Here is a 23,690-nt window from a genome sequence, read left to right as displayed (position 1 = left end):
TCCGTGAGACCGCGAGCCGCCCGGGTTCACCAGCCCGGGTCGCGTCACCCCGCCAGGAGTCCGGCGATCCCGGACCGGCACTCGTGACGTCCCGCTCGACCGCTTCCGGGCGCCCCGCTCTGGTGGGCGCCCCACCCACACCGTGGAAGGAATCCCATCATGGCTGCCAAGCCGAAGCCTCAGCCCACCGAAGACGCTCGTGAGCAGGCGCGCCGCGCGCTGCAGACCTCTTTGGACACGCGTCAGTAGGGTAAGGGCCACCACCCGGTTGTAATCCTTACCGCCGGGCGGGCATCATGGGACACCATGAGCCCGCCTGCCCAGCCGCGCACCGGTTCCCGCCAGATCGCCCGGCTCGCCCTGCCGGCCCTCGTGGTGCTCGCCGCCGAGCCGCTGTACGTGCTGGTCGACACCGCCGTCGTCGGCCACCTCGGGTCGACCCCGCTCGGCGCGGTCGCGGTCGGCGGCACCGTGATGTCGATCGCCGCCTGGTTCGGGGCGCTGATGGCGTACGGGACGACCGGACGCGCCGCCCGCCGCTTCGGCGCCGGTGACCGCGCGGCCGCCGTCGCCGAAGGGGTCCAGGCCTCCTGGCTCGCGCTCGGGCTCGGCGTGATCCTGGCCGTGCTCGGCCTCACCCTGGCCGGCCCGCTCGCGCACGCCCTCGCCGGGAACCCGCAGACCGCGGACGCGGCCGCCGGATGGCTGCGGATCGCCGCGCTCGGCGGGCCCGGGCTGCTGCTCGCCGCGGCCGGCAACGGCTGGATGCGCGGTGTCCAGGACACCCGCCGTCCACTGTTCATCGTGCTCGGGGCGAACGTGCTCTCCGCCGCGCTCTGCCCGCTGCTGGTCTTCCCGGCCGGGCTCGGCCTGACCGGCTCGGCCATCGCGAACGTGACCGCCCAGACCGTCGGGGGTGGACTGTTCCTGCTGGCCCTCGTCCGGGAGACGCGGCAGCTGCGCCCGGTCCCGTCGGTGATCCTCGGCCAGGTGGTGCTCGGCCGTGACCTGCTGATCCGCGGAGCCGCGTTCCAGGCGTGCTTCCTCTCCGCCACCGCGGTCGCGTCCCGCTTCGGCGTCGCGGCGGTCGGTGCGCACCAGATCGCGCTGCAACTCTGGTTCTTCGCCGCGCTCGCCCTCGACGCGGTCGCGATCGCCGCTCAGTCGCTGGTCGGGGCGGCCCTCGGCGCCGGGGACACCGACCAGGCCCGGGACGTCGCCCGCCGCGTCACGATCGCCGGCGGCGTCGCCGCGATCGGGTTCGCGGCCCTGGTCGCGGCCGGCGCCCCGGTCATCCCCGGGTGGTTCACCGACGACCAGGCGGTGATCGACCAGACGTCGATCGTCTGGCCCTGGTTCATCGCGCTGCTGCCGTTCGCCGGGGTGGTCTACGCGCTCGACGGCGTCCTGATCGGCGCCGGCGACGTCGCCTACCTGCGCGTGACCACGATCCTGGCGGCGCTGCTCGGGTTCCTGCCGATGATCTGGCTGGCGTACGCGTTCGACCTCGGCCTCGGCGGCGTCTGGGCCGGGCTCGCCCTGTTCATCGCCGTGCGCCTGCTGGCGACGGTGTCCCGCTGGCGCTCCTCCCGCTGGACCGTCACCGGCGCCACCCGCTAGACCTCCCCAGCCGCCGCCTCCGTGCCGGCCGAGCGCCCCGGCTCGGTCTCCGGGGGTGCCTCAGCCCGGCCGGGACACCGCTGAGCGCCGGCCCGGCCTTCCTCGGCCGGGCCTCAGGGGTCCCTCGCCCACGTACCACCGCTGAGCCGCAGCCGCGTGCTCCCGGCCGGCGACGGGCGGTGTTCCAGCATGGTTGAAGCACCGCCGAGAGCCGGCCGGGGCGGGGGCCATAGGCTGGGCGGGTGAACGTGGATGGGCTGATCGTGGTCGACAAACCCGCAGGAATGACCTCGCACGACGTCGTGTCGCGGATCCGGCGCCTGGCCAAGACGCGCCGCGTCGGGCACGGCGGCACCCTGGACCCGATGGCCACCGGCGTCCTGATCATCGGGGTGAACCGGGCGACGCGCCTGCTCACGTACGTGATCGGCGCGCAGAAGAGCTACACCGCCACGATCCGCCTGGGTCAGTCGACGGTCACCGACGACGCCGAGGGCGAGGTCACCGCGACCACGTCGGCGGCGGCGGTGACCGAGGCGGCGATCCGGGCGTGGCTCGCGACCCAGGTGGGCGAGATCGACCAGGTGCCGAGCGCGGTCAGCGCCATCAAGATCAACGGTGAGCGCGCGTACAAGCGGGTCCGCGACGGCGAGACGGTGGACATCCCGGCGCGCCGGGTGACCATCTACGGGCTGGACGTTCTCGACGTTCGGGCGCAGGGCGACGTGATCGACGTCGACGTCGACGTCACCTGCTCCTCGGGCACCTACATCCGGGCCATCGCCCGTGACCTGGGCACGTCGCTCCAGGTGGGCGGCCATCTCACGGCATTACGGCGTACGTCGGTGGGCGCCATGACCCTCGACGCCGCGTCCACCCTGGAGCAGCTCGAGGAGCGCGCCCCCGATGTCGTCGGACTGCCCATGTCGGAGGCTGCCCGGCGCGCGTTCCCGCAGCGTACGGCGACTGAGGAGGAGACCCGGACGCTCCGTCACGGCGGTCCGCTGAGTCCGGTCGGCATCGACGGGCCGTATGCGGTCTTCTCCCCGGAGGGCGAGGTCCTGGCGATCGTCAGCGAGCGCGCCGGCCGCGCCCGCGCCGAGATCGTCCTCGCCCCGGCCTGACGCCCGCCCGGTCCCGGCCCGGCGCACACCGTTCGCGCGTACGTCGACAGCCCAGCCCCCGCGCCCCCGGCCGCCCGCGACCTGATCCCGGGCGGCCTCCGCACGCGCGCCCCGGCCACCCGCGACCTGATCCCGAGACGCCACGTGAGCTGATCCCGGGCCGGTGCTACGGGCGCGGGCTCACGGCGTACCGGCAAATCGGTTCAATCCCGGAGGTGACGGGCGACCGTGGCCACCAGATCGGCCGCCGCATAGGGCTTGTCGAGGAAGTCGTCACAGCCCGCGTCGAGCGCCGCCTTCTGGTCCTGCGGCAGCACGCTGGCGGTCACCGCGACGACCACCGGCTTGGGGCGGTCGGACGCGGCGTCGCCGGCGGCGAGTTCCCGGGCGAGGGTCAGCCCGTTGCCGTCGGGCAGGTTCAGGTCGAGCAGGATCAGGTCGAATTCGCCGTTCCGGACGCTTTCCCGGGCTTCCTCGAGGGTGGTCGCGTCGACGAGTTCGGCGTTGCGGACCGTGTCGACGCCGGCGCGGGAGAGCACTGCTTTGACCAGCATGCGGTTCAGTTCCTCGTCCTCCACCAGCAGGATGCGGTGCGGATCGCTCACTGGTCCTCCTTGCGGTCGGCGTGGACGGGTACGGCGGTACGCAGGTGGATCGTGCCCGCGGGTGGGTGGGCGCCACCGCCGGTGCGACGGGCGGCGGAGTGCGCCGGGTGGTGCGGGATCGCGGGGTGGTGCGACGCCGGGTGGTGCCCGAGCAGCGGGGCGAGGCTGTCCCACCCCGCGCCGCCGGCCATCGCCTCGGCGACCACCCCGCCGGCCATCGCGGTCGCGATCAGCGGGGCGGTGTCGCCGGGGGCGCGTTCGGCCAGGGCGGCGGCGCTGAGCCCGAGCACCGGCGTGTGCCGTCCGGACGGGTCCTGCTCGAGTTCGGCCATGAGGCTGAAGCCGTCCGCCGACGGGGACTGCATGTCGCAGACGATCAGGTCGAAGTTCTCGGCGCGGCTGCGGGCCAGCCCGTCCCGGCCGTCGGCGCAGGCCACCACGTCGGCGCCGCCGGCGCGCAACCCGTCCTCGATGGCCTGGCGGACCGCGTCGTCGTGGTCGACCACCAGCACGCGCGGGGCGGGCCGGGCGGCGATGGCATTGGCGAGCGCGCTGAGCAGGGCCGGCAGGTCGACCGGCTTGATGAAGTAGTCGTGGGCGCCGAGGGCCAGCCCGGCCGCGGCCTCGTCCAGGATGCTGGCGAAGAAGACCGGCACACCGGCCAGCGCGGCGTCGGCCTTGAGCCGGCGGATCACCTCCCACCCGGAGATGCCGGGCAGTTCGACGTCGAGCACGATCGCGTCCGGCTTGTGGGCGCGGGCGACGGCCAGGCCGCTCTCGCCGGTGCCGGCCACTTCGACGCGGTATCCGGCGTTGGTCAGCTGAGTCTGCATGAGTTCGGCCGAGTGCGGGTCGTCCTCGACGAGCAGCACGTACGGCCCGGCGGTCCCGCCGGTGCTCGGCTGCGCGACGGGGGCGGCGGGGAGGCGTACCGCGAAGGAACTGCCCTGACCCGGCGCCGAGGTCAGCGTGATGTCGCCGCGGTGGGCCTCGACCAGCCGGCGGGTCAGCGCCAGGCCCAGCCCGGTGCCGGACTGCCGTCGATCGGGGTCGCCGACCTGCTGGAACTCTTCGAAGACCCGTTCCGCGTCGGTGTCGGCGATGCCCACCCCGGTGTCCGCGACGGTCACGCAGACGTCGGTGGCGGTCCCGGTCACGGTGATCGTGATCCGGCCGCCGTCCGGGGTGAACTTGATCGCGTTGGAGAGCAGGTTCTCCACGATCTGCCGCAGCCGGAGCCGGTCGGCGAGCGCGGTGACCGCGGCCATGTCGGTCCGCACGGTCAGCCGCTTCTCGGAGAGGAGCGTGGTGAGCGTGGTGAGCAGTTCCTCGATGGCGGTGTCGACCCGGACCGGGGCGAGCCGCAGGTCGATCCGCCCGGCCTCGACCTTGGCCAGATCCAGGATGTCGTTGATCAGGCCGAGCAGGTGCCGTCCGCTGCCGTGGATGTGATCGACCCAGTCGGCCGGGACGCGGCGGCGGTCGCCCTCGGGCTCCTCCAGGCGCATCAGGTCGCTGAACCCGATGATCGCGTTGAGGGGGGTCCGCAGTTCGTGGCTCATGTTCGCCAGGAAGTTGCTCTTCGCCTCGTTCGCCCTGGTCAGGGCCTCGACCGAGCGGCTCAGTTCGGTGGACAGGCGACGCTCGCGCACGGTCACCGCCTGCCGTTCGGCGAGGATCCCGGCCTGCCCGCCGAGCTCGGCCAGCAGGCCCAGGTCGTCGTCGCTGAACAGGTTGCGGTACCGGTTGAACAGCAGCACCCAGCCTTCGACGTCGGGTGGCACCGGCATCCGCAGCACGGTGACGAAGTCGTCGCGCAGCCCGGCCCCGAAGTGCCGCAGCAGCGCCGGGTCGCCCTCGCGGAGCCGGGCCGGGCGGCCGGGCCGGGTCAGCCCGGACGGGTCGGCCACGATCGGCTCGTCCGGCAGGTCGATCGGCGGGCCGGCGTACCCGGTCTGCTCCAGCGTCCCGTCCGCGCGGGGCAGCAGCACGGCCACCGCGTCGGCACCGGTCTGGAAGCGCATGAGCTCGGCGTAGGTCTGCCAGACCTGCTCCGGTGAGTCGGCCGGTGCGCGCAGCAGCCGCTCGGTGATCGAGTGCGAGGCGGCGACCGCGGCCAGCCGGCGCAGGCGCCGTGGCGGCACGAACGCGATGAGGTAACCGAGCCCACTGATCAGCGCCATGATCCGGCTGATCGCGCGCCACTCCTGGCTGCCGGTGACGGCGGCCGTGCCGATCAGCGTGATCATGACGGCGAAGGTGAGGGTGGCACCGGCGGCGGTCATCAGCCGGGCCCGGTTCGTGCCGGTCCGGGTGCGCGCCTTGCCGAAGAGCAGGACCGCCGCGGTCACCTCGGCGGTCAGGAAGTAGACCACCGTCGCGACGATCAGCGTGGGCGTCAGCGGGCGGGCCGCCACGGTCAGCCAGACGGCCAGCGCGACCCACCCGAGCAGCGTGCCGGTGCTCAGCGCGCGGGGCACGTGCCGCAGCCGCGCGGCCAGGCGCAGGGTCAGGTAGGGCTGGGCCATCAGCGGCACCGCGGTCAGTGCCCCGGTCCAGGCCGGCTTGTCGCCGATCGTCTGCCACAGCAGGTCGACCGCGAAGACCAGCGCGCACGGCCCGAAGACCAGGGTGAGATCGCCCTGCAGCGGGTCGCGGCGGCGGAGGTAGCCCAGCAGCGCGCGCACGAAGAGCACCGCGAAGGTGATCTCCGCGGCGAGCAGGACAAAGCGGGTCCACTCGTCGCTCATATCGGTCTCAATCGTACCGATCCGGGCGCAGCGCAGGAGGAATACGCGGTCGATACGCTAGGGCTGACGACAAGGCGGAGGAGCTTTTCGATGCAGCGGTGGCGGGGATTGGAATCGGTTCCCGGTGGCTGGGGCCGGTCCGTGGTGACCATCGGCGTCTTCGACGGCGTGCACCGCGGCCACCAGGCGATCATCGGGCACGCGGTGAAGCGCGCCCGCGACATGGGCCTGCAGTCGGTGGTGATGACCTTCGACCCGCACCCGTCCGAGGTGGTCCGGCCGGGCTCGCACCCGGCGGTGCTGACCGAGTCGGTGCGCAAGGCCGAGCTGATCGAGCAGCTCGGGGTCGACGCGCTCTGCGTCGTCCCGTTCACACCGGAGTTCTCCCGGCTCGGCCCGGAGGAGTTCGTCCACGACGTGCTGGTCGAGGCGTTGCACGCGGCGGACGTGGTGGTCGGGGACAACTTCCGTTTCGGGCACAAGGCGACCGGTGACGTCACGCTGCTGGAGACGCTGGGTCGCACGTTCGGGTTCACCGTGGAGGAGGCCCCGCTGGTCTCGGCCGACGGGGTGGTGTTCTCCTCGACGTACATCCGCAGTTGTGTCGACGCCGGGGACGTGCGGGCCGCGGCCGCCGCGCTGGGCCGGCCGCACCGGCTCGCCGGTGTCGTCGTCCGGGGCGACCAGCGTGGCCGTGAGCTGGGCTTCCCGACGGCGAACCTGATGACCCACCGCTACGCGGCGGTGCCGGCCGACGGGGTCTACGCCGCCTGGCTGACCCGCGGCGGGGAGAACGCGGGGCGCTGGCCGGCCAGTGTGTCGATCGGCACCAATCCGACGTTCGAGGGACGTGAACGTCGCGTGGAGGCGTACGCGTTGGGCTTCTCGGGTGACCTCTACGGCGAGCGGATCAGCCTCGATTTCGTGGCGCACCTTCGTGAGCAGCGCACGTACGACGCGATCGAGCCGTTGGTCGCCCAGATCCGGGCTGACGTGGAAGAGACCCGCGTGTTGCTCCGGTAACCCCCTGGTAGGGTTTAACCGTTCCGCCACGCCTGCCCGACGCCGCGGGTTGCGGAAAATTCCTTGAAGCGGCAACACAGAAGTTCGGAGAATATGGCGCTCGACCAGGACACCAAGAACAAGATCATGGGTGAGTACGCGACGAAGGAGGGCGACACCGGTTCGCCCGAGGTCCAGGTCGCGATGCTCACCAAGCGGATCGCCGATCTGACCGAGCACCTGAAGGTGCACAAGCACGACCACCACAGCCGTCGTGGTCTGCTGCTGCTGGTCGGCCAGCGCCGCCGCCTGCTGAACTACGTTCAGAAGAAGGACATCGCTCGCTACCGGACGCTGATCGAGCGTCTCGGCCTGCGCCGATAGTTTTGCCCGGGGAGCGGCGCGAGCCGCTCCCCGCGTTACACCACCCCACGGACCCGCGCGGCTCACACCGGCAGCACCGGTCTCCGGTAGTGGTTCCCAGGCAGTCATACCTGGGTACTTCGATCGAAGACCGGCCACGTTGAAACGCGCTGTAAACCGCCGGGTCCTCGACGAAGAGGAGTACCTCACTTGACAGAGCAGACCGCTCTCGGAACCGAATCTCGCACGGCGATCATCGACAACGGGTCGTTCGGCACCCGCGAGATCGTGTTCTCCACCGGCCGGCTGGCCAAGCAGGCCGCCGGTTCGGTCATCGTCCAGCTGGGCGACACCACTGTTCTCTCCGCGACCACGGCCAGCAAGGCGCCGAAGGAGCACTTCGACTTCTTCCCGCTGACCGTCGACGTCGAGGAGCGGATGTACGCGGCCGGCCGCATCCCCGGCTCGTTCTTCCGGCGCGAGGGTCGTCCCAGTGAGGACGCCATCCTCACCTGCCGCCTGATCGACCGGCCGCTGCGCCCGTCGTTCACCAAGGGCCTGCGCAACGAGGTCCAGGTCGTCGAGACCGTTCTCGCGCTGGACCCGGCCCACCCGTACGACGTGGTCGCGATGAACGCCGCGTCGATGTCGACGAAGCTCTCCGGCCTGCCGTTCAGCGGCCCGGTCGGCTCGACCCGCGTCGCGCACATCGACGGCCAGTGGGTCGCGTTCCCGACCATCGAGGAGCTCGAGCGGGCCACCTTCGACATGGTGGTCGCCGGTCGCGTCACCGCCGAGGGCGACGTCGCGATCATGATGGTCGAGGCCGAGGCGACCCCGCAGGCGGTCAAGCTGATCGCCGCCGGTGCCGTCGCGCCGACCGAGGAGATCGTGGCCAGCGGCCTCGAGGCGTCGAAGCCGGCCATCCGCGAGCTCTGCCGCGCGCAGAGCGAGCTGGCCGAGGTGGCGGCCAAGCCGGTCGCCGAGTTCCCGGTCTTCCTGGACTACCAGGACGACGTGTTCACCGCCGTCAGCGACGCGGTGCGCGCCGAGACCGCGGAAGCCCTGAAGATCGCCGCGAAGCAGGAGCGCGAGGAAGCTCTCGACCTGGTCAAGGCGAAGGCGCACGAGCTGCTCGACGAGCGGTTCGAGGGCCGGGAGAAGGAGATCAGCGCGGCGTTCCGCTCGGTCACCAAGTCCGAGGTGCGCCAGCGCGTGCTGCGCGAGCAGGTCCGCATCGACGGCCGCGGCCCGCGTGACATCCGTCCGCTGAGCGCGCAGATCGGCGTGCTGCCGCGAGTGCACGGCTCGGCGCTGTTCGAGCGGGGCGAGACCCAGATCCTGGGCGTCACCACGCTGAACATGCTGCGCATGGAGCAGGCGCTGGACACTCTCGCCCCCGAGAAGACCAAGCGCTACATGCACAACTACAACTTCCCGCCGTACTCGACCGGTGAGACCGGCCGGGTCGGTTCGCCGAAGCGTCGCGAGATCGGCCACGGCGCGCTCGCCGAGCGGGCGCTCGTGCCGGTGCTGCCGTCGCGCGAGGAGTTCCCGTACGCGATCCGGCAGGTGTCCGAGGCTCTCGGCTCCAACGGTTCGACGAGCATGGGCTCGGTCTGCGCCTCGACGCTGGCCCTGCTCGCCGCCGGTGTGCCGCTGAAGGCGCCGGTCGCCGGCATCGCGATGGGCCTCATCTCCGACGAGGTCGACGGCAAGACGCAGTACATCGCGCTGACCGACATCCTGGGCGCCGAGGACGCGTTCGGTGACATGGACTTCAAGGTCGCCGGCACCAGCGAGTTCGTGACTGCCCTGCAGCTGGACACCAAGCTCGACGGCATCCCGTCGGACGTGCTGGCCGGCGCTCTGCAGCAGGCGCACGAGGCCCGGGCCACCATCCTCGCGGTGATGACCGCGGCGATCGAGGCCCCGGCCGAGATGAGCGAGTACGCGCCGCGCGTCACCAGCGTAAAGATCCCGGTCGACAAGATCGGCATGGTGATCGGCCCGAAGGGCCAGACCATCAACGCGATCCAGGACGAGACCGGCGCCGACATCTCCATCGAGGACGACGGCACGATCTACGTCGGCGCGACCAACGGCCCGGCCGCCCAGGCCGCGGTCGAGCGGATCAACGCGATCGCCAACCCGACGCTGCCGAAGGTCGGCGACAAGTTCCTCGGCACCGTGGTGAAGACGGCCGCGTTCGGCGCCTTCATCTCGCTGCTTCCCGGCCGCGACGGCCTGCTGCACATCTCCAAGGTGGGCGACGGCAAGCGGGTCGAGAAGGTCGAGGACTTCCTCAACGTCGGCGACAAGGTCGAGGTCTCGATCGCGGACATCGACCAGCGCGGCAAGATCTACCTGGACAAGGTCCGCCCCGAGGGTGAGGAAGCCCCCGCGGCGGCCGCGCCCGCTGCCGCGGAGAGCAAGCCCCGCGAGGAGCGTGCCCCCCGGGAGAACCGCGCCGAGGGCGGCGGCGAACCCCGCCGGCGCCGTTCGCGCCCGTCGGGCGACCGCGGCGAACGCCGCGACTGACGAGTGACACAGAACGACCGCGGGCCGGCCGAGAGGTCGGCCCGCGTTTCTACCAGGACCCTGCAGGACGGTGTGAAGATGACCGTCCTGCCCAGTGGTCTGCGCATCATCACCGAGGCGATCCCGACCACTCGCAGCGCCGCACTCGGCGTCTGGGTCGGGATCGGTTCCCGGGACGAGACCCCGGCCATGTCCGGGGCCTCGCACTTCCTGGAGCACCTGCTCTTCAAGGGCACCCCGAAGCGCACCGCCATGGAGATCTCCGCGGAGATCGAGGCGGTGGGTGGCGAGACCAATGCCTTCACCACGAAGGAGTACACCTGCTATTACGCGCGGGTGCTCGACTCCGACCTGCCGCTCGCGGTGGACGTGCTGGTGGACGCGGTGGCCGACTCGATCCTCGACCCGGCCGACGTGGAGACCGAGCGTGGCGTGATCCTGGAGGAGATCGCCATGCACGAGGACGAGCCGGGCGACGAGGTGCACGACGTCTTCGCCGAGGCGATCTACGGTGACCACCCGCTGGGCCGGCTGATCTCCGGCACCCCGGAGTCGGTCACCCCGATGACGCGGAACCAGATCAACTCGTTCTACCGCAAGCGCTACCAGGCGCCGGAGATCGTGATCGCGGCCGCCGGGAACCTCGACCACGCCGCCGTGGTGAAGCTGGTGCGCAAGGCGCTGGAGGGCACCCCGCTCGACACCGGCCCGGCCGCGCCCGCCGCGCCCCGGGCCGGTGACAAACGCGTCCGGGTGCGCAAACCGCACACGGTGGTGGTGCACCGCGACACCGAGCAGGCGCACATCGTGCTCGGCTCGGTCGGCCTGAGCCGGTACGACGAGCGCCGCTTCGCCCTCGGCGTGCTGAACAACGTGCTCGGCGGTGGCATGTCGAGCCGGCTCTTCCAGGAGATCCGGGAGAAGCGCGGCCTGGCCTACTCGGTGTACTCCTACGGCAGCCAGTACGCGGACAGTGGCGTGTTCGGCGTCTACGCCGGTTGCGCCCCCGGCAAGGCACCCGAGGTGCTGGACCTGATCCGGGCCGAGCTCGCCCGGGTGGCGGAGAGCGGCATCACCCCCGACGAACTCGTACGGGGGAAAGGCATGGTCAAGGGCGCCTACGTGCTGGGCCTGGAGGACACCAGCTCGCGGATGAGCCGGCTGGCGAAGTCCGAACTCCTGCACGGTGACCTGATGGGTGTCGACGAGCTGCTCACCCGGGTCGACGCGGTGACGATGCCGGATGTCGAGCAGGTGGCCGCCGACCTGCTGGCCCGTGAGCACACCCTGGCCGTGGTCGGTCCGTTCGACGAGGGCGCGTTTCCGCCTGGTTGACCTTGGTTTCCGTGACGTCGGAGACCGCCCCGGCGACGGCGGACCATCGGCATGCTGGTCCGGGGGCCGGTCTTCGCCGTCGGGGTCCGGTCCGCCGGGGTGCCGGCCGGTGACCCGCCGATCGCCTTCGGCTGGTTGTGGCCGGCCACCGTCGCGTGGCGCAACGACCAGCCGTGGCGGACCCAGCTGCGCTTCTTGGGGGACTGGCCGGCGATCGTCACGATCGTCTACGTCTCGCACTTCCCGACCGTGCCGGCCATCGCGGTGATCCTGTGGGTGCGGGCCCGGGCGCCGTGGGCGCGGTTCATGCGGCGCTGGCTCACGCTGCGCGTGCTCGGGCTGGTCACGTACTTCCTCTGTCCGGCCGCGCCGCCGGCGACGGTGGCCGCGGCTGCCGGCGGACCCGCTGGCGATGACGTTCCCGCTGGTCCGCACCGGGGAGCACGATGTGAGCGACGTGCTGGTCGGCCGGGTCTATGTGGCCGTCACGTTCCTGCTGGTGGGCCGGGCCGTGGCGGGGCAGGCGGCTAGGTTAGGTTCACCGGGTGACTCCTGAACCCGTTCGTGTCGGTGTCCTCGGCGCCCGCGGCCGCATGGGCCTCGAGGTGTGCAAGGCGGTCGACGCCGCCCCCGACCTCGACCTGGTCGCGCTGATCAATTCGGTCGACTCCCCGTCGGCCGCCGCCGAGGCGGGTGCTCAGGTCCTGGTCGACTTCACCAACCCCGGCGTCGTCATGGACAACCTGCGCTGGGCCATCGACCAGGGGATCCACGTGGTGGTCGGCACGTCCGGCTTCACCGAGGAGCGCCTGGCCGAGGTCCGCGCCCGGCTCGCCGACAAGCCCGGCGTCGGCGTCGTCGTCGCGCCGAACTTCGGCATCGGCGCGGTCCTGATGATGCAGTTCGCCGCCCGCGCCGCGCGTCACTTCGACTCGGTCGAGATCATCGAGCAGCACCACCCGCGCAAACTCGACGCTCCCAGCGGCACCGCCACGCACACCGCCCGCCTGATCGCCGAGGCCCGCAAGGCCGCCAACTGCCCGCCGATGCCCGACGCCACCACCGAGGACCACGGCGGCGCCCGCGGCGCCGACATCGACGGTGTCCACGTCCACGCGGTCCGCGCCGCGGGTCTCGTGGCCCACCAGGAGGTCCTGTTCGGCACGGCCGGCGAGACGCTCACGATCCGCCACGACTCGCTGGACCGCTCGTCGTTCATGCCCGGCGTGCTGCTCGCCGTCCGCGAGGTCATCAAGCGGCCCGGCCTGACGCTCGGCCTGGACGACCTGCTCGCCTGACCCCCCTGAAGATCAACTTCAAGATCTTCAGGTCCCGGGTCCGCCGGGGTACGGACCGTCGCTCCCGCGGGGACCCTTCCGGTCCCCGCAGGGCCGTGGCCGGCCCAGGACGCGAGGCCCGCAAGGGCGGCGTCCGTGGGTGGTCGCGCTCAGAGCACCGAACCCGCCCACGGCTCCCGCCCCGGCACTGGTCCCGTCACAGCCGCCCGTCGAGCGGCGAGAGCGGGCCGGAGAGTCCCGCCTGTCGAGCGGCGGGAGCGGCCCGGAGAGTCCCGCCTGTCGAGCGGCGGGAGCGGGCCGGAGAGTCCCGCCTGTCGAGCGGCGGGAGCGGCCCGCAGAGTTCCGCCCGTCGAGCGGCGGGAGCGGCCCGCAGAGTCCCGCCCGTCGGAGCCCGCGAGGTGGGCGGTTGGTCGCTGTTGCGGCCGTGCCCCCGTTCCCGGCCGGGCCCGGTGTGGCGGCGGTCCGGCGTGAGCCGCTCGGCGCGCGGCCGGAGCTAGGGGTTGAGGGCGACGTGGAGGCGGAGCTGGGGGACCAGCATGTCGTCGACGTCCAGGGCGCGCCCCGCCCCGTCCGGCTCCCACCCCGCCGAGTCGAGGAACTTGCGCATGGCCGTGTCCAGGTCGTAGACCCAGGCCACCGCCGACCCGAACCCGTCCTCCCGCCACAGGTCCACGGCCGCCGCGAGGAGCCGGCTGCCGTGCCCGCGCCGCCCGAACCGCGGCTCGACCAGCAGGTCGGTGACGGCGGCGACCGAGTCCGGCAGCGGCGGCTCGGACGGGGCGAGGGCCTGCTCGTCGGCCGGCCCGGCGGCCGCGAAGCCGACCACGTGTTCCGCGCTCTCGCCCTGCTCGACGGCGATCAGCACCCGGTGCCGCGGGGACGGCGGCGCGGTGATCGCCGTGGCCCAGACCTCGGTCAGCGCCGCGGCGTCGAGCTGGTCGAGGATGTGGGCCGGGAACATCCGCCGGTACGCGGACCGCCACGTGGTCACCTGGATGCGAGCGATCTCCGCCGCGTCGGTGGGACGCGCGGGGCGGACGAAGCCGAGAGCCATGGCGGCAGCCTACAGAGGACTCCGGTAGCGGAGTTTCGGCAGTTCGATTCCGGCGTCGTGGAGCCGGTGTGTCGCGGTCACCCCGTCGGTGGTCATGCCGGCCCGCTCGTAGAACCGCCGCGCCCGCTCGTTGCCGGCCAGCACCCAGAGCCGCATCTCGGGATAGCCGTCACCGGCCAGGATCCGCCGGGCCGCGAGGAAGAGCAGCCGGCCCGCGTCGGTGCCCCACGAGCCCGGGTCGACGTAGATCGAGTAGAGCTCGCCGACCGCCGGATCCTCCCGGTCGGGCCCGGCCGAGGCGTGCCCGACGAGCACGCCGTCGCGCTCGGCGACGACGGTGTGCGTGCCCGGCTGCCCGAGCCCGGTGCGCCGCCGGTCGGCGAAGACGGCCGGGTCGAGCGTCGCCAGGTGCGCCTCGGGCAGCAGCCCGGCGTAGCTGGCCTGGATGCTGCGCACGTGCACCGCGGCGACCGGGTCGATGTCGGCCGGGGTCAGTTCCCTGATCGCCGAGACTGTCATACCCCTGTTCTACTCTGCTGATCGATGACCACCGTCGAAACGCTCTCCGTCGCGCAGGCCCGCCGGGTCACCCTGGCCGCGCAGGGCTTCACCGACCCGAAACCGGGCGGCGCGACCGACCTGCGTCACCTGCGCCGCGTGCTGCGCCGCCTGCACCTGATCCAGATGGATTCGGTGAACGTGTTGCAGCGCGCCCACTTCATGCCGCTCTACAGTCGTCTCGGTCCCTATCCGGCGGCCCTGCTGGAGCGGGCGGCCTATCGGAAGCCTCGCGAGCTCTTCGAGTTCTGGGGTCACGAGGCGTCGCTGATCCGCACCGAGCTGCAGCCGCTGTTCCGCTGGCGGATGGCGCGGGCGAGCGAGTCGGCGTGGGGCGGCATGCGCAGGATCGTCGCCGAGCAGCCCGACCTGGTCGCCTGGGTGCTCGACGAGGTGCGGCAGCGCGGGCCGATCACGGCGAGCGAGATCGAGCACGACGCCCCGCGCCGCAAGGACCACTGGGGGTGGAACTGGTCGGTCGTCAAGCAGGCGCTGGAGTGGCTCTTCTGGAGTGGCCAGGTGACCGCGGCCGAGCGCACCACGTCCTTCGCCCGGCGCTACGACCTGCCCGAGCGCGTCCTGCCCGCGGCTGTGCTGAACGCGCCGACCCCGGAGCCGGAGGAGGCGTTCCGCGCTCTGGTCGAGCTGTCGGCCCGTGCGCTGGGCGTGGCCGCCGAGGCCGAGCTGAAGGACTATTTTCGGCTGCCCACCCAGGCCGCCCGCACGGCGGTGGCCGAGTTGGTCGAGGCGGGGGTGCTGCAACCGGTGACGGTCCGCGGGTGGAAACCGGTGGCCTATCTGCACGCGGAGGCGAGACTGCCGCGCCGGGTCGACGTGGCGACGCTGGTCAGCCCGTTCGATCCGCTGATCTGGCAGCGGGAGCGCACCGAGCGCCTGTTCGACATGACCTACCGCATCGAGATCTACGTGCCCAAACCCCAGCGGCTGTACGGCTATTACGTCCTCCCGTTCCTGCTCGGTGACCGTTTCGCCGCGCGGGTCGACCTGAAGGCCAACCGGCAGTCCGGCGTCCTGGAGGTCCCGGCCGCGTGGCTGGAGCCCAGTGCCGACCAGGAGGAGACGGCTCAGGCGCTGGCCGCGGAGTTGCGCCGGCTGGCCGGCTGGCTGGGTCTGGAGTCGATCGCCGTCCCGGTCGCCGGTGACTTCGCGACCCCGCTGGCCGCGGCGCTGAAGGTGTAGCGTGGCGCCCATGAACGCGGGGTTGGAGTCTCAGCCGTTGCAGGGCCCTCAGGTCCCGCCGGGCTGGCCGGCCTACCGGGCGTATGAGACGCCCCGGCCGGACCGGATCACCCGGTTCTTCGACCGGCTCGCGTCGCGTTCCCCGATGTGGCTGGCCCCGCTCGCGGTGCTCGCCTGCATGGGCGGCGCGGTGGGTTACACGCTGGTCACCGACCCGGTGGACGCGGCGGCCGGCGAAGCCCCGACCTGCCTGTTGAAGTTCACGACGGGTTTCGTCTGCCCGGGCTGCGGCGGCACCCGCGCCGCGTGGTATCTGTTGCACGGCAATCTCCCGGCGGCCGCCCGGCACCACGCGATCTTCGTCTTCGCCGTGCCCTTCCTGCTGTACATGTATGTGGCCTGGGCCGGCCGGAAGCTGTTCAGGTGGCGGATCCCGCAGCTGACGGTGAGTCCTGGGGCGTTGATCACATTCATGGCCGTGTGGGCGATCTGGAGCGTGCTGCGTAACCTGCCCTGGGCTCCGTTCACCGCTTTCTACGTGTGAGCAACGCGTCCGATAGGTTGTCAGGTATGACGCACGACCCGCGGCCCTTCGGACGGCTGCTGACCGCCATGGTGACCCCGTTCACCCCGGACGGCTCCCTGGACATCGAGGGCGCGGCCCGCCTGGCCGCTCACCTCGTCGACGAGCAGCGCAACGACGCTCTCGTGATCAGCGGCACCACCGGTGAGTCCCCGACCACGACCGACGCGGAGAAGGAGACGCTTCTGCGCGCCGTGGTGGAGGCGGTCGGTGACCGGGCCCAGGTCGTCGCCGGTGTCGGCACGAACAACACGGCCCACACGATCGAGCTCGCCCACGCCGCGGAGAAGGCGGGCGCGCACGGCCTGCTGGTCGTCACGCCGTACTACAACAAGCCCCCGCAGGCCGGCGTCGAGCGGCATTTCCGGGCGGTGGCCGACAACACCGGCCTGCCGATCATGGTCTACGACATCCCGCACCGGGCCGGCATCGCGATCGCGACCGAGACCATGTGCCGGATCGCCGAGCACGAGCGCATCGTCGCGGTCAAGGACGCGAAGGGCGACCTGATCGCCAGTTCGTGGGTCCTGAGCCGCACCGATCTGGCCTACTACTCCGGTGACGACGCGGCCACGCTGCCGCTGCTGAGCATCGGCGGGGTCGGCCTGGTCGGCACGTCGTCGCATTTCACCGGCGTGCTGGCCAAGGAGATGATCGAGGCGTTCGAGCGGGGCGACACCACCACCGCGTTGACCCGGCACCGGCAGGCTCTGCCGTTGTTCACCGGCATCTTCCGCTCTCCGGGGACGATCCTGGTGAAGGCCGGCCTGACCGCGGCGGGGCTGCCCGCCGGTCCGGTCCGGTCACCCCTGGTCGACGCCACCGACGAGGAATTGAAGCAACTGCGCCAGGACGCCGCGGCGGCCGGCATCGTGCTCTGACAGGAAGAGGCGAATGAGTCAAGCTCACGTGGAGCTGGGTCCGCCGCCGCCGCTGCCGGAGGGCGCCCTGCGCGTCGTCCCGCTCGGCGGGCTGGGCGCCATCGGCCGCAACATGACGGTTCTCGAGTTCGACGGCAAGCTACTGGTGATCGACTGCGGGGTGCTCTTCCCCGACGTCGAGCAGCCCGGTGTGGATCTGATCCTGCCCGACTTCGCCCCCATCCTGGACAGGTTGGCGGACATTCAGGCGATCGTGCTCACTCACGGGCACGAGGATCACATCGGCGCCGTGCCGTACCTGCTGGCCCACAAGCCGGACATCCCGCTGGTCGGGTCGGAGTTCACGCTCGCGCTGGTCGAGGCGAAACTCGCCGAGCGGCGGCTGGACCCGTACACGCTGACCGTGCGCGAGGGCGGCGTCGAGCGGCTGGGCCCGTTCGAGTGCGAGTTCTTCGCGGTGAACCACTCGATCCCGGACGCGCTGGCCGTGGCCGTGCGCACCCCGGCCGGCCTGATCCTGCACACCGGCGACTTCAAGATGGACCAGGTCCCGCTGGACGGGCGGATCACCGACCTGGCCGGGTTCGCGCGGCTCGGCGCCGAGGGTGTCGACCTGCTGCTCTCCGACTCGACGAACGCCGAGGTGCCCGGGTTCGTGGCGCCGGAGCGCGACATCGGCCCGGTGCTGAGCCGGATCTTCGGCAAGGCCAAGGGCCGGATCATCGTGGCCAGCTTCGCCTCGCACGTGCACCGGGTCCAGCAGGTGATGGACGCGGCCTGGGAGTTCGACCGCAAGGTCGCACTGATCGGCCGTTCCATGGTCCGCAACATGGGCATCGCCCGTGACCTGGGCCTGCTGCGCATCCCGGACGGTCTGCTGGTCGGCCTGGACGAGGCCACCCACCTCCCGCCGGACGAGATCGTCTTCATGTCGACGGGTTCGCAGGGCGAGCCGATGAGCGCCCTGGGCCGGATGTCGACCGGCGACCACCGGCACATCACGATCGAGTCCGGCGACACGGTGGTGCTGGCCAGTTCGCTGGTGCCGGGCAACGAGACCTCGGTCTACCGGGTGATCAACCAGCTGTCCCGGGCCGGTGCCACGGTCATCCACAAGGAGACGGCGAAGGTGCACGTCTCCGGGCACGCACCCGCCGGCGAGCTGCTGTTCCTGCTGAACGTGACCCGTCCGAGCAACCTGATGCCGGTGCACGGCGAGTGGCGGCACCTGCGCGCGCACGCCCAGCTCGGCATCGAGTCCGGGGTCGCGCCCGATCGGGTGGTGCTCTGCGAGGACGGTGACGTGGTCGACCTGGTCGAGGGCCATGCCCGCGTGGTCGGCCGGGTCAGGAGCCGCTACGTCTACGTGGACGGTCTCGCGGTCGGTGACGTCAGTGAGTCGCTGCTGACCGAGCGGCGCATCCTCGGCGACGGCGGGTTCATCGCGGCCACCGTGGTGATCGACTCGGTGACCGGCAAGGTGGTCGGCGAGCCCAGCGTCTCGGCGAAGGGCTTCTCCGAGGACCCGGACGCGTTCAACCCGGTGATCCCGCTGCTCACCGCCGCCCTGCACCGCTCCGCGGCGGACGGCATCACCGACACCCACCAGCTGCAGCAGGTGGTGCGTCGCACCGTCGGACGCTGGGTGAACGACGCCTATCGCCGCCGGCCGATGATCGTTCCGACGGTCGTCGAGGTCTGAGGCCGTACAAAATAAGGTTTAAGTCTTTCTTAGCCGACGCTGTGAAGACGATTTGACCCTCGTCCGTTTCAACCTTCTTCGGACGAGGTGCGTACTCCCAGGCACGGTGTCGCCCCCACGGCACCCGTGGCGGAGGGAGTACTCCAGATGCAGCGCAGATCGATCGCCGTAGCTGCGGCGGTAGTGGCGGCGACCGCGGCGGCGGTCGCCTTCACTCTGCCGTCGCTGGCCGGCACCACGCCGGAGAGCGACAGCGGCACGACGAAGGCGAGCGGGAACGGGGGTGTGTCCCCGGCCCTGCTCGCGGCGATGAAGCGTGACCTGGGTCTCGACGCCGCACAGGCGACCACCCGGCTGAATCGCTCGAAGTGGGCCGGCGGGGTCACCGCGACCCTCGCGGCGGCGACCGGCGACAGCTACGGCGGCGCATGGCTCGCCTCGGACGGCAACACCCTCAAGGTCGCCGTGACCGACTCGGACGCGGCCGCCGTGGTGAAGAAGGCCGGCGCCGTGCCGGTCATGGTCAAGCGCAGCGAGGCGGACCTCGACGCGGCCAAGACCAAGCTGGACGCGAAGGTGAGGACGGCCAGCGGCCTGACCGGCTGGTACGTCGACGCCCCGACCAACAAGCTGGTCATCGTCGCGCAGCCGAACGCGGCCACGGACCCGGTGGCGTTCGCCAAGAGCGTCGGCGTGCCGGCGAGCACGGTCAGCGTGAAGGTCAGCAAGAGCGCGCCGAAGCCGCTCTTCGACGTGCGTGGCGCCGACCCGTACTTCATCTCTCTCGACGGCGGCCAGGCCCGCTGCTCGATCGGCTTCTCGGTGGAGGGCGGCTTCGTGACCGCCGGCCACTGTGGCACGCCGGGTACCACCACCACGGGTTTCAACAACGAGGCCCAGGGCGTGGTGAAGGCCAGTGTCTTCCCGGGCGACGCCGACATGGGCTTCGTCGAGGTCAACGGTGACTGGACGCCGCGTCCGGTGGTCAACGACTTCAAGGGCAACGAGCTCCCGGTCGCCGGCAACACCGAGGCCCCGGTCGGTGCCGCGGTCTGCCGCTCCGGCTCGACCACCGGCACGTTCTGCGGCACGATCCTGGCCAAGAATCAGACCGTCCGGTACCCGGAGGGCGCGGTGACCGGCCTGACCCGCACCGACGTCTGCGCCGAGGGCGGTGACTCCGGCGGCCCGTGGCTCTCCGGTGACCAGGCCCAGGGTGTGACCTCGGGTGGTTCCGGCGACTGCACGGTCGGCGGCGAGACGTTCTTCCAGCCGGTCAACGAGATCCTGGCCGAGAACAACCTGTCCCTGCTGACCACCGGCGCCGACGAGGGTGGTGCCACCGCGGCGCCGACCGACTCCGCGACCGCGGCGCCGTCCGGGTCGGCCGAGGCACCGCCGGCCGGCGGGGCGTCGGACTGCGCGGCTCTGCCGGTCCAGCGTTCCGGTTCGCTCACCAAGACCGGCACCGGCCAGGTCCAGCCGAACGGCGGCACCTTCCGGGCCCGGGCCGGCCAGCACGTGGCCTGCCTCGACGTGCCCGACGGCGCGGACTTCGACCTGGTCCTGCAGCGGCAGACCCAGAACGGCTTCAAGACCGTGGCCAAGGCCACCGGTGACGGCGACAAGACGCTGAGCGTCAACCAGCGCTCCGGCACGTTCCGCTACGTCGTGGTCGACAGCTCCGGCAGCGGCGACTACACGCTGGGCTTCAACGTCCAGTAACGCGAGCAGTGGGAAGGGCCGGGACCGGGTGGTCCCGGCCTTTTTCAGTTCTTCAGCTCGCCGAGCGCCTCGCCGAGCCGGCACCCGGTCGCGATGCCGCAGAGCAGCACCTGGTCGAGCTGTTCCATGGTCAGGCCGCGCTCCCAGTCGGCGGAGACCTCGCCGACCACGACGACCGTTCCGTCGTCGGTGACCTGCACGTACGCCTTCGGCCAGAGCTGATCACGGTTCCATGTGTTGCAGAACTCGTAGAGCCTCGGCACGTCCTCGACCGTGAAGACGTGCTGCATCATCGCCCTGATCTGCAGCATCTCCTTGTTCTGGCCGAGCCGGAAGAAATAGATCAGGTTGCCCTGGAAGTTGCCCGCGATGTCGCCGTCCGCATCGACGAAGTACGCGAACCCGCGCGCGTCCATCGCGGCTTTGATCATCTCGTTGCTCAGTACCTGCACATCGTGATGCTAAGGCCTGTGGCGCGCCTCACGGGGAGGTGAGGTGAGGCGCAGGTGGTGGCTGACGTGGGGAGAAGGGCGGTCGCATACCGGTGTTGCAGGTGATCGCCCTGCTCACGCCGTCAGGCGCCGCCGGGGCCACGCCGCAGCCCCGCGTGAGGCGCGCCACAGGCCCTGGATCGCCGAAAAGTGAGAGCTGGTCACGGTGTGCCGTCTCGATGGGTTGGGCGCGCCCGGCTACGGTGTCTTGCATGGCGGGCCGTACTCCTCCGGCGGGCCGGGGCCGCGCCGCGTCGTCGAGCACGCGCGGTGCCGCGACCACGCGCGCCCGTCAACCGGCCGCGCGCCCGGCGAAGAAGACCACCGCGGCGGCGCGCAAACGTCCGGCCGCGAAGAAGGTGGCGCCCCCGCCCGCGATCGGCCCCGGCGTCGCCCGCGGCGTCGGCGCGCTCTGGATGGGTCTGGCGCACAGCGTCGGCTGGGTGGCCCGGGGCGCCGGCCGTAACGCCCGCAACATCGGCCCGGAGCACCGCCGTGACGGCGCCGGCCTGCTCATGCTCGGCTTCTCGATCCTGACGGCGGTCGCCGTGTGGGCGCACAGTGCGGGCCCGCTGGGTCAGCGGCTGGCCGACGCCGTGCACCTGTTCTTCGGCGGCCTGGGCATCTTCCTGCCGCTGCTGTTCTTCTACGGCTCGATCCGGCTGATGCGGGAACCGGTCGACCCGGATCATCGCGGGCGCAACCCGGTCGGCTGGTCGGCGGTCATCATCGCCACCGCGAGCCTGCTCTACATCTCCGACGAGCCGCGCGACGACATCGCGCTGACCGGCAACGGCGGCCTGCTCGGCTACGGGGTGGGCTCGGTGCTGGAACGGGCGGTGAGCGCCTGGGTGGCCGTACCGTTGCTGGTTCTGCTCTTCGTCTTCGGCCTTCTGGTGATCACGGCGACGCCGATCAACAAGATCCCGGAACGGTTCATGCTGCTCGGCGACATGGTGCTGGGCCGGGCCACGGCGACCCGGGCACCCCGTGCGCCGTTCGAGCCGGACGAGGAGGAGGAACTGGCCGAGGAGGCGCCGCCGAAACCGCGCCGCCCGGCCCGTCGCCGTCAGGCCGGTCCGGACACGCCGCTCGACGATCTGATGGAGACGCCGGAGGAGCCCGAAGAGGACCTCATCCTGCACGACACGGTCGTCCTGCCGAAGGTGCCGGCGACCCGCCGGAAACCACCGGTCCACTCGCCGCCGCCGGTTCAGGCCGAGCAGCTCGAGATCTCCGCGGTGGAGAGCGGCGACTACAAGCCGGCGCCGTTCTCGATCCTCGCCACCGGCGCCCCGGCGAAGGCCCGCAGCCGTGCCAACGACGAGATCATGGCCGCGCTCACCGGCGTGTTCGAGCAGTTCAACGTGGACGCGCTGGTCACCGGCTTCACCCGCGGCCCGACCGTGACGCGTTACGAGGTGGAGATCGGCCCGGGCACCAAGGTCGAGCGGATCACGCAGCTGTCGCGCAACATCGCGTACGCGGTGAAGTCCCCCGATGTCCGGATCCTCTCCCCGATCCCGGGCAAGTCGGCCGTCGGCGTCGAGATCCCCAACACCGATCCGGAGAACGTGTCGCTCGGCGACGTGCTGCGGTCCCCGGTCGCCACTCGCGATCACCACCCGATGGTGGTCGCGCTCGGCAAGGACATCGAGGGCGGCTTCGTCGTGGCCAACCTCGCCAAGATGCCGCACATCCTGATCGCCGGCGCGACCGGCGCCGGTAAGTCCAGCTGCCTGAACTCGCTGCTGGTGAGCCTGCTGACCCGGGCGACGCCGGAGCAGGTGCGGCTGATGCTGGTCGACCCGAAACGGGTGGAGATGACGGCCTACGAGGGGATTCCGCACCTCGTCACGCCGATCATCACCAACCCGAAGAAGGCCGCCGACGCCCTGGAGTGGGTCGTCCGCGAGATGGACATGCGCTACGACGACCTGGCCGCGAACGGCGTGCGCCACATCGACGACTTCAACCGCAAGGTCCGCAACGGCGAGATCGTCGCGCCGCCGGGCAGCGAGCGGGTGATGAAGCCGTACCCCTACCTGCTCGTGATCATCGACGAGCTGGCCGACCTGATGATGGTCGCCCCGCGCGACGTGGAGGACTCGGTCGTCCGCATCACCCAGCTCGCCCGCGCCGCCGGCATCCACCTGGTCCTCGCCACCCAGCGCCCGTCCGTGGACGTCGTCACCGGCCTGATCAAGGCGAACGTGCCGTCCCGCCTGGCCTTCGCCACGTCGTCGCTGGCCGACTCCCGGGTCATCCTCGACCAGCCCGGCGCCGAGAAACTGCTCGGCCGCGGCGACGGCCTCTTCCTGCCGATGGGCGCCTCCAAGCCGACCCGCATCCAGGGCGCCTGGGTCGACGAGAAAGAGATCGCCGGCGTCGTCAAGTTCTGCAAGGACCAGCGCGAACCGGAGTTCCAGGAGGGCGTCACCGACGCCCCGCCGAGCAAGAAGAAGGAGATCGACGAGGAGATCGGTGACGATCTCCAGTTGCTGATCCAGGCCATCGAGCTGGTCGTGACCAGCCAGTTCGGCTCGACGTCGATGCTGCAGCGCAAGCTGCGGGTCGGCTTCGCCAAGGCCGGCCGCCTGATGGACCTGATGGAGACGCGCGGCATCGTCGGCCCGAGCGAGGGCAGCAAGGCCCGCGACGTCCTGATCAAACCGGACGAGCTGGAAGAGGCGCTCGCGGCCCTCAAGGTCGACTGACCCCTCACGATCGAATTCAAGGGATTCCTTGCCCCTCTCCGCTGTGGTCCGGGCCGTCGCTCCCGCGGGGGCCCTTCCGATCTGAGCAGGGCGCGGGGCGCCCAGAACGCTCAGACCGAAAGGGCGGCCTCCGTGGGTGGG

19 protein-coding genes are annotated in these 23,690 nt (G+C 71.5%); 14 read left to right on the top strand and 5 right to left on the bottom strand.

What is annotated here, in order from left to right; all coding sequences use genetic code 11:
- The first annotated feature begins 306 nt into the window (after positions 1-306).
- Complete coding sequence (locus tag ACH442_RS08055) at positions 307-1,620, top strand: MATE family efflux transporter (RefSeq protein WP_396337217.1); 1,314 nt, start codon at positions 307-309, stop codon at positions 1,618-1,620.
- 242 nt (positions 1,621-1,862) lie between these two features.
- Positions 1,863-2,744, top strand: a complete 882-nt coding sequence (gene truB / locus ACH442_RS08050) for a tRNA pseudouridine(55) synthase TruB (protein WP_396337216.1) — start codon at positions 1,863-1,865, stop codon at positions 2,742-2,744.
- A 203-nt stretch (positions 2,745-2,947) separates the two neighbouring features.
- On the opposite strand, the gene ACH442_RS08045 is transcribed toward truB, so the two are convergent.
- The gene (locus tag ACH442_RS08045; RefSeq protein WP_396337215.1) at positions 2,948-3,349 is read right to left on the bottom strand and encodes a response regulator; all 402 of its coding nucleotides are present in this window, start codon (positions 3,347-3,349) and stop codon (positions 2,948-2,950) included.
- Positions 3,346-6,099 (bottom strand): response regulator, encoded by a 2,754-nt coding sequence (locus ACH442_RS08040; RefSeq protein WP_396337214.1) that lies wholly within the window; start codon positions 6,097-6,099, stop codon positions 3,346-3,348. The genes ACH442_RS08045 and ACH442_RS08040 overlap by 4 nt, the downstream gene beginning before the upstream one ends.
- Before the next feature lie 90 nt (positions 6,100-6,189).
- Between ACH442_RS08040 and ACH442_RS08035 the strand changes: the two genes are divergently transcribed.
- From ACH442_RS08035 to dapB, 6 genes are all read left to right on the top strand, one after another.
- Positions 6,190-7,122, top strand: coding sequence for a bifunctional riboflavin kinase/FAD synthetase (locus tag ACH442_RS08035; protein ID WP_396337213.1), 933 nt, complete (start codon positions 6,190-6,192; stop codon positions 7,120-7,122).
- A 93-nt stretch (positions 7,123-7,215) separates the two neighbouring features.
- A complete protein-coding gene (gene rpsO, locus ACH442_RS08030) occupies positions 7,216-7,485 on the top strand; it encodes a 30S ribosomal protein S15 (RefSeq protein ID WP_203745227.1) in 270 nt (89 codons plus the stop codon).
- 189 nt (positions 7,486-7,674) lie between these two features.
- Complete coding sequence (locus tag ACH442_RS08025) at positions 7,675-10,005, top strand: polyribonucleotide nucleotidyltransferase (RefSeq protein WP_396337212.1); 2,331 nt, start codon at positions 7,675-7,677, stop codon at positions 10,003-10,005.
- A 78-nt stretch (positions 10,006-10,083) separates the two neighbouring features.
- Positions 10,084-11,340, top strand: coding sequence for a M16 family metallopeptidase (locus tag ACH442_RS08020; RefSeq protein ID WP_396337211.1), 1,257 nt, complete (start codon positions 10,084-10,086; stop codon positions 11,338-11,340).
- Between the two features lie 51 nt (positions 11,341-11,391).
- Positions 11,392-11,871 (top strand): hypothetical protein, encoded by a 480-nt coding sequence (locus ACH442_RS08015; protein ID WP_396337210.1) that lies wholly within the window; start codon positions 11,392-11,394, stop codon positions 11,869-11,871.
- A gap of 14 nt (positions 11,872-11,885) precedes the next feature.
- The gene (dapB, locus tag ACH442_RS08010; RefSeq protein ID WP_396337209.1) at positions 11,886-12,638 is read left to right on the top strand and encodes a 4-hydroxy-tetrahydrodipicolinate reductase; all 753 of its coding nucleotides are present in this window, start codon (positions 11,886-11,888) and stop codon (positions 12,636-12,638) included.
- A 493-nt stretch (positions 12,639-13,131) separates the two neighbouring features.
- On the opposite strand, the gene ACH442_RS08005 is transcribed toward dapB, so the two are convergent.
- Positions 13,132-13,692, bottom strand: coding sequence for a GNAT family N-acetyltransferase (locus tag ACH442_RS08005; RefSeq protein WP_396337208.1), 561 nt, complete (start codon positions 13,690-13,692; stop codon positions 13,132-13,134).
- Positions 13,693-13,701: 9 nt separating this feature from the next.
- Positions 13,702-14,211, bottom strand: a complete 510-nt coding sequence (locus tag ACH442_RS08000; protein WP_396337207.1) for a GNAT family N-acetyltransferase — start codon at positions 14,209-14,211, stop codon at positions 13,702-13,704.
- Positions 14,212-14,235: 24 nt separating this feature from the next.
- On the opposite strand from ACH442_RS08000, the gene ACH442_RS07995 reads away from it, so the two are divergent.
- The 5 genes from ACH442_RS07995 to ACH442_RS07975 all read left to right on the top strand — a co-directional run bounded on the left by ACH442_RS07995 (position 14,236) and on the right by ACH442_RS07975 (position 20,341).
- On the top strand, positions 14,236-15,450 hold the full coding sequence (locus ACH442_RS07995) for a winged helix-turn-helix domain-containing protein (RefSeq protein WP_396337206.1): 1,215 nt from the start codon (positions 14,236-14,238) through the stop codon (positions 15,448-15,450).
- 10 nt (positions 15,451-15,460) lie between these two features.
- The gene (locus ACH442_RS07990) at positions 15,461-15,994 is read left to right on the top strand and encodes a DUF2752 domain-containing protein (protein WP_396337205.1); all 534 of its coding nucleotides are present in this window, start codon (positions 15,461-15,463) and stop codon (positions 15,992-15,994) included.
- Positions 15,995-16,020: 26 nt separating this feature from the next.
- Positions 16,021-16,914: a 4-hydroxy-tetrahydrodipicolinate synthase gene (gene dapA, locus ACH442_RS07985; protein WP_396337204.1), complete on the top strand. Its 894-nt coding sequence runs from the start codon at positions 16,021-16,023 to the stop codon at positions 16,912-16,914.
- A 13-nt stretch (positions 16,915-16,927) separates the two neighbouring features.
- The gene (locus tag ACH442_RS07980; protein ID WP_396337203.1) at positions 16,928-18,616 is read left to right on the top strand and encodes a ribonuclease J; all 1,689 of its coding nucleotides are present in this window, start codon (positions 16,928-16,930) and stop codon (positions 18,614-18,616) included.
- A 147-nt stretch (positions 18,617-18,763) separates the two neighbouring features.
- A complete protein-coding gene (locus ACH442_RS07975) occupies positions 18,764-20,341 on the top strand; it encodes a S1 family peptidase (protein ID WP_396337202.1) in 1,578 nt (525 codons plus the stop codon).
- A gap of 44 nt (positions 20,342-20,385) precedes the next feature.
- Here the strand turns inward: ACH442_RS07975 and ACH442_RS07970 are convergent, their stop codons facing one another.
- Positions 20,386-20,793 carry a YbjN domain-containing protein gene (locus ACH442_RS07970; protein ID WP_396337201.1) on the bottom strand — a complete coding sequence of 136 codons (408 nt, stop codon included), beginning with the start codon at positions 20,791-20,793 and terminating at the stop codon, positions 20,386-20,388.
- 251 nt (positions 20,794-21,044) lie between these two features.
- Here ACH442_RS07970 and ACH442_RS07965 point away from each other — a divergent pair, with 251 nt between their 5' ends.
- Positions 21,045-23,549 carry a DNA translocase FtsK 4TM domain-containing protein gene (locus ACH442_RS07965; RefSeq protein WP_396337200.1) on the top strand — a complete coding sequence of 835 codons (2,505 nt, stop codon included), beginning with the start codon at positions 21,045-21,047 and terminating at the stop codon, positions 23,547-23,549.
- Positions 23,550-23,690 lie beyond the last annotated feature (141 nt).

The sequence above is a fragment of the Actinoplanes sp. NPDC020271 genome, from assembly GCF_044388125.1.
Classification (GTDB): Bacteria; Actinomycetota; Actinomycetes; order Mycobacteriales; family Micromonosporaceae; genus Actinoplanes.
The sequence above is the reverse complement of the archived record's forward strand: the minus strand, read 5'-3'. Positions and strand labels throughout refer to the sequence as shown.

What these genes read in the sequence shown, in the direction of transcription:
- ACH442_RS08000 (WP_396337207.1), bottom strand. Translation starts at nt 14,211, where the DNA reads ATGACAGTCTCGGCGATCAGGGAACTGACCCCGGCCGACATCGACCCG.
- ACH442_RS07975 (WP_396337202.1), top strand. Translation starts at nt 18,764, where the DNA reads ATGCAGCGCAGATCGATCGCCGTAGCTGCGGCGGTAGTGGCGGCGACC.
- rpsO (WP_203745227.1), top strand. Translation starts at nt 7,216, where the DNA reads ATGGCGCTCGACCAGGACACCAAGAACAAGATCATGGGTGAGTACGCG.
- ACH442_RS07980 (WP_396337203.1), top strand. Translation starts at nt 16,928, where the DNA reads ATGAGTCAAGCTCACGTGGAGCTGGGTCCGCCGCCGCCGCTGCCGGAG.
- ACH442_RS07990 (WP_396337205.1), top strand. Translation starts at nt 15,461, where the DNA reads ATGAACGCGGGGTTGGAGTCTCAGCCGTTGCAGGGCCCTCAGGTCCCG.
- ACH442_RS08020 (WP_396337211.1), top strand. Translation starts at nt 10,084, where the DNA reads ATGACCGTCCTGCCCAGTGGTCTGCGCATCATCACCGAGGCGATCCCG.
- ACH442_RS08015 (WP_396337210.1), top strand. Translation starts at nt 11,392, where the DNA reads ATGCTGGTCCGGGGGCCGGTCTTCGCCGTCGGGGTCCGGTCCGCCGGG.
- ACH442_RS08035 (WP_396337213.1), top strand. Translation starts at nt 6,190, where the DNA reads ATGCAGCGGTGGCGGGGATTGGAATCGGTTCCCGGTGGCTGGGGCCGG.
- ACH442_RS08055 (WP_396337217.1), top strand. Translation starts at nt 307, where the DNA reads ATGAGCCCGCCTGCCCAGCCGCGCACCGGTTCCCGCCAGATCGCCCGG.
- dapA (WP_396337204.1), top strand. Translation starts at nt 16,021, where the DNA reads ATGACGCACGACCCGCGGCCCTTCGGACGGCTGCTGACCGCCATGGTG.
- ACH442_RS08005 (WP_396337208.1), bottom strand. Translation starts at nt 13,692, where the DNA reads ATGGCTCTCGGCTTCGTCCGCCCCGCGCGTCCCACCGACGCGGCGGAG.
- ACH442_RS07995 (WP_396337206.1), top strand. Translation starts at nt 14,236, where the DNA reads ATGACCACCGTCGAAACGCTCTCCGTCGCGCAGGCCCGCCGGGTCACC.
- ACH442_RS08040 (WP_396337214.1), bottom strand. Translation starts at nt 6,099, where the DNA reads ATGAGCGACGAGTGGACCCGCTTTGTCCTGCTCGCCGCGGAGATCACC.
- ACH442_RS07965 (WP_396337200.1), top strand. Translation starts at nt 21,045, where the DNA reads ATGGCGGGCCGTACTCCTCCGGCGGGCCGGGGCCGCGCCGCGTCGTCG.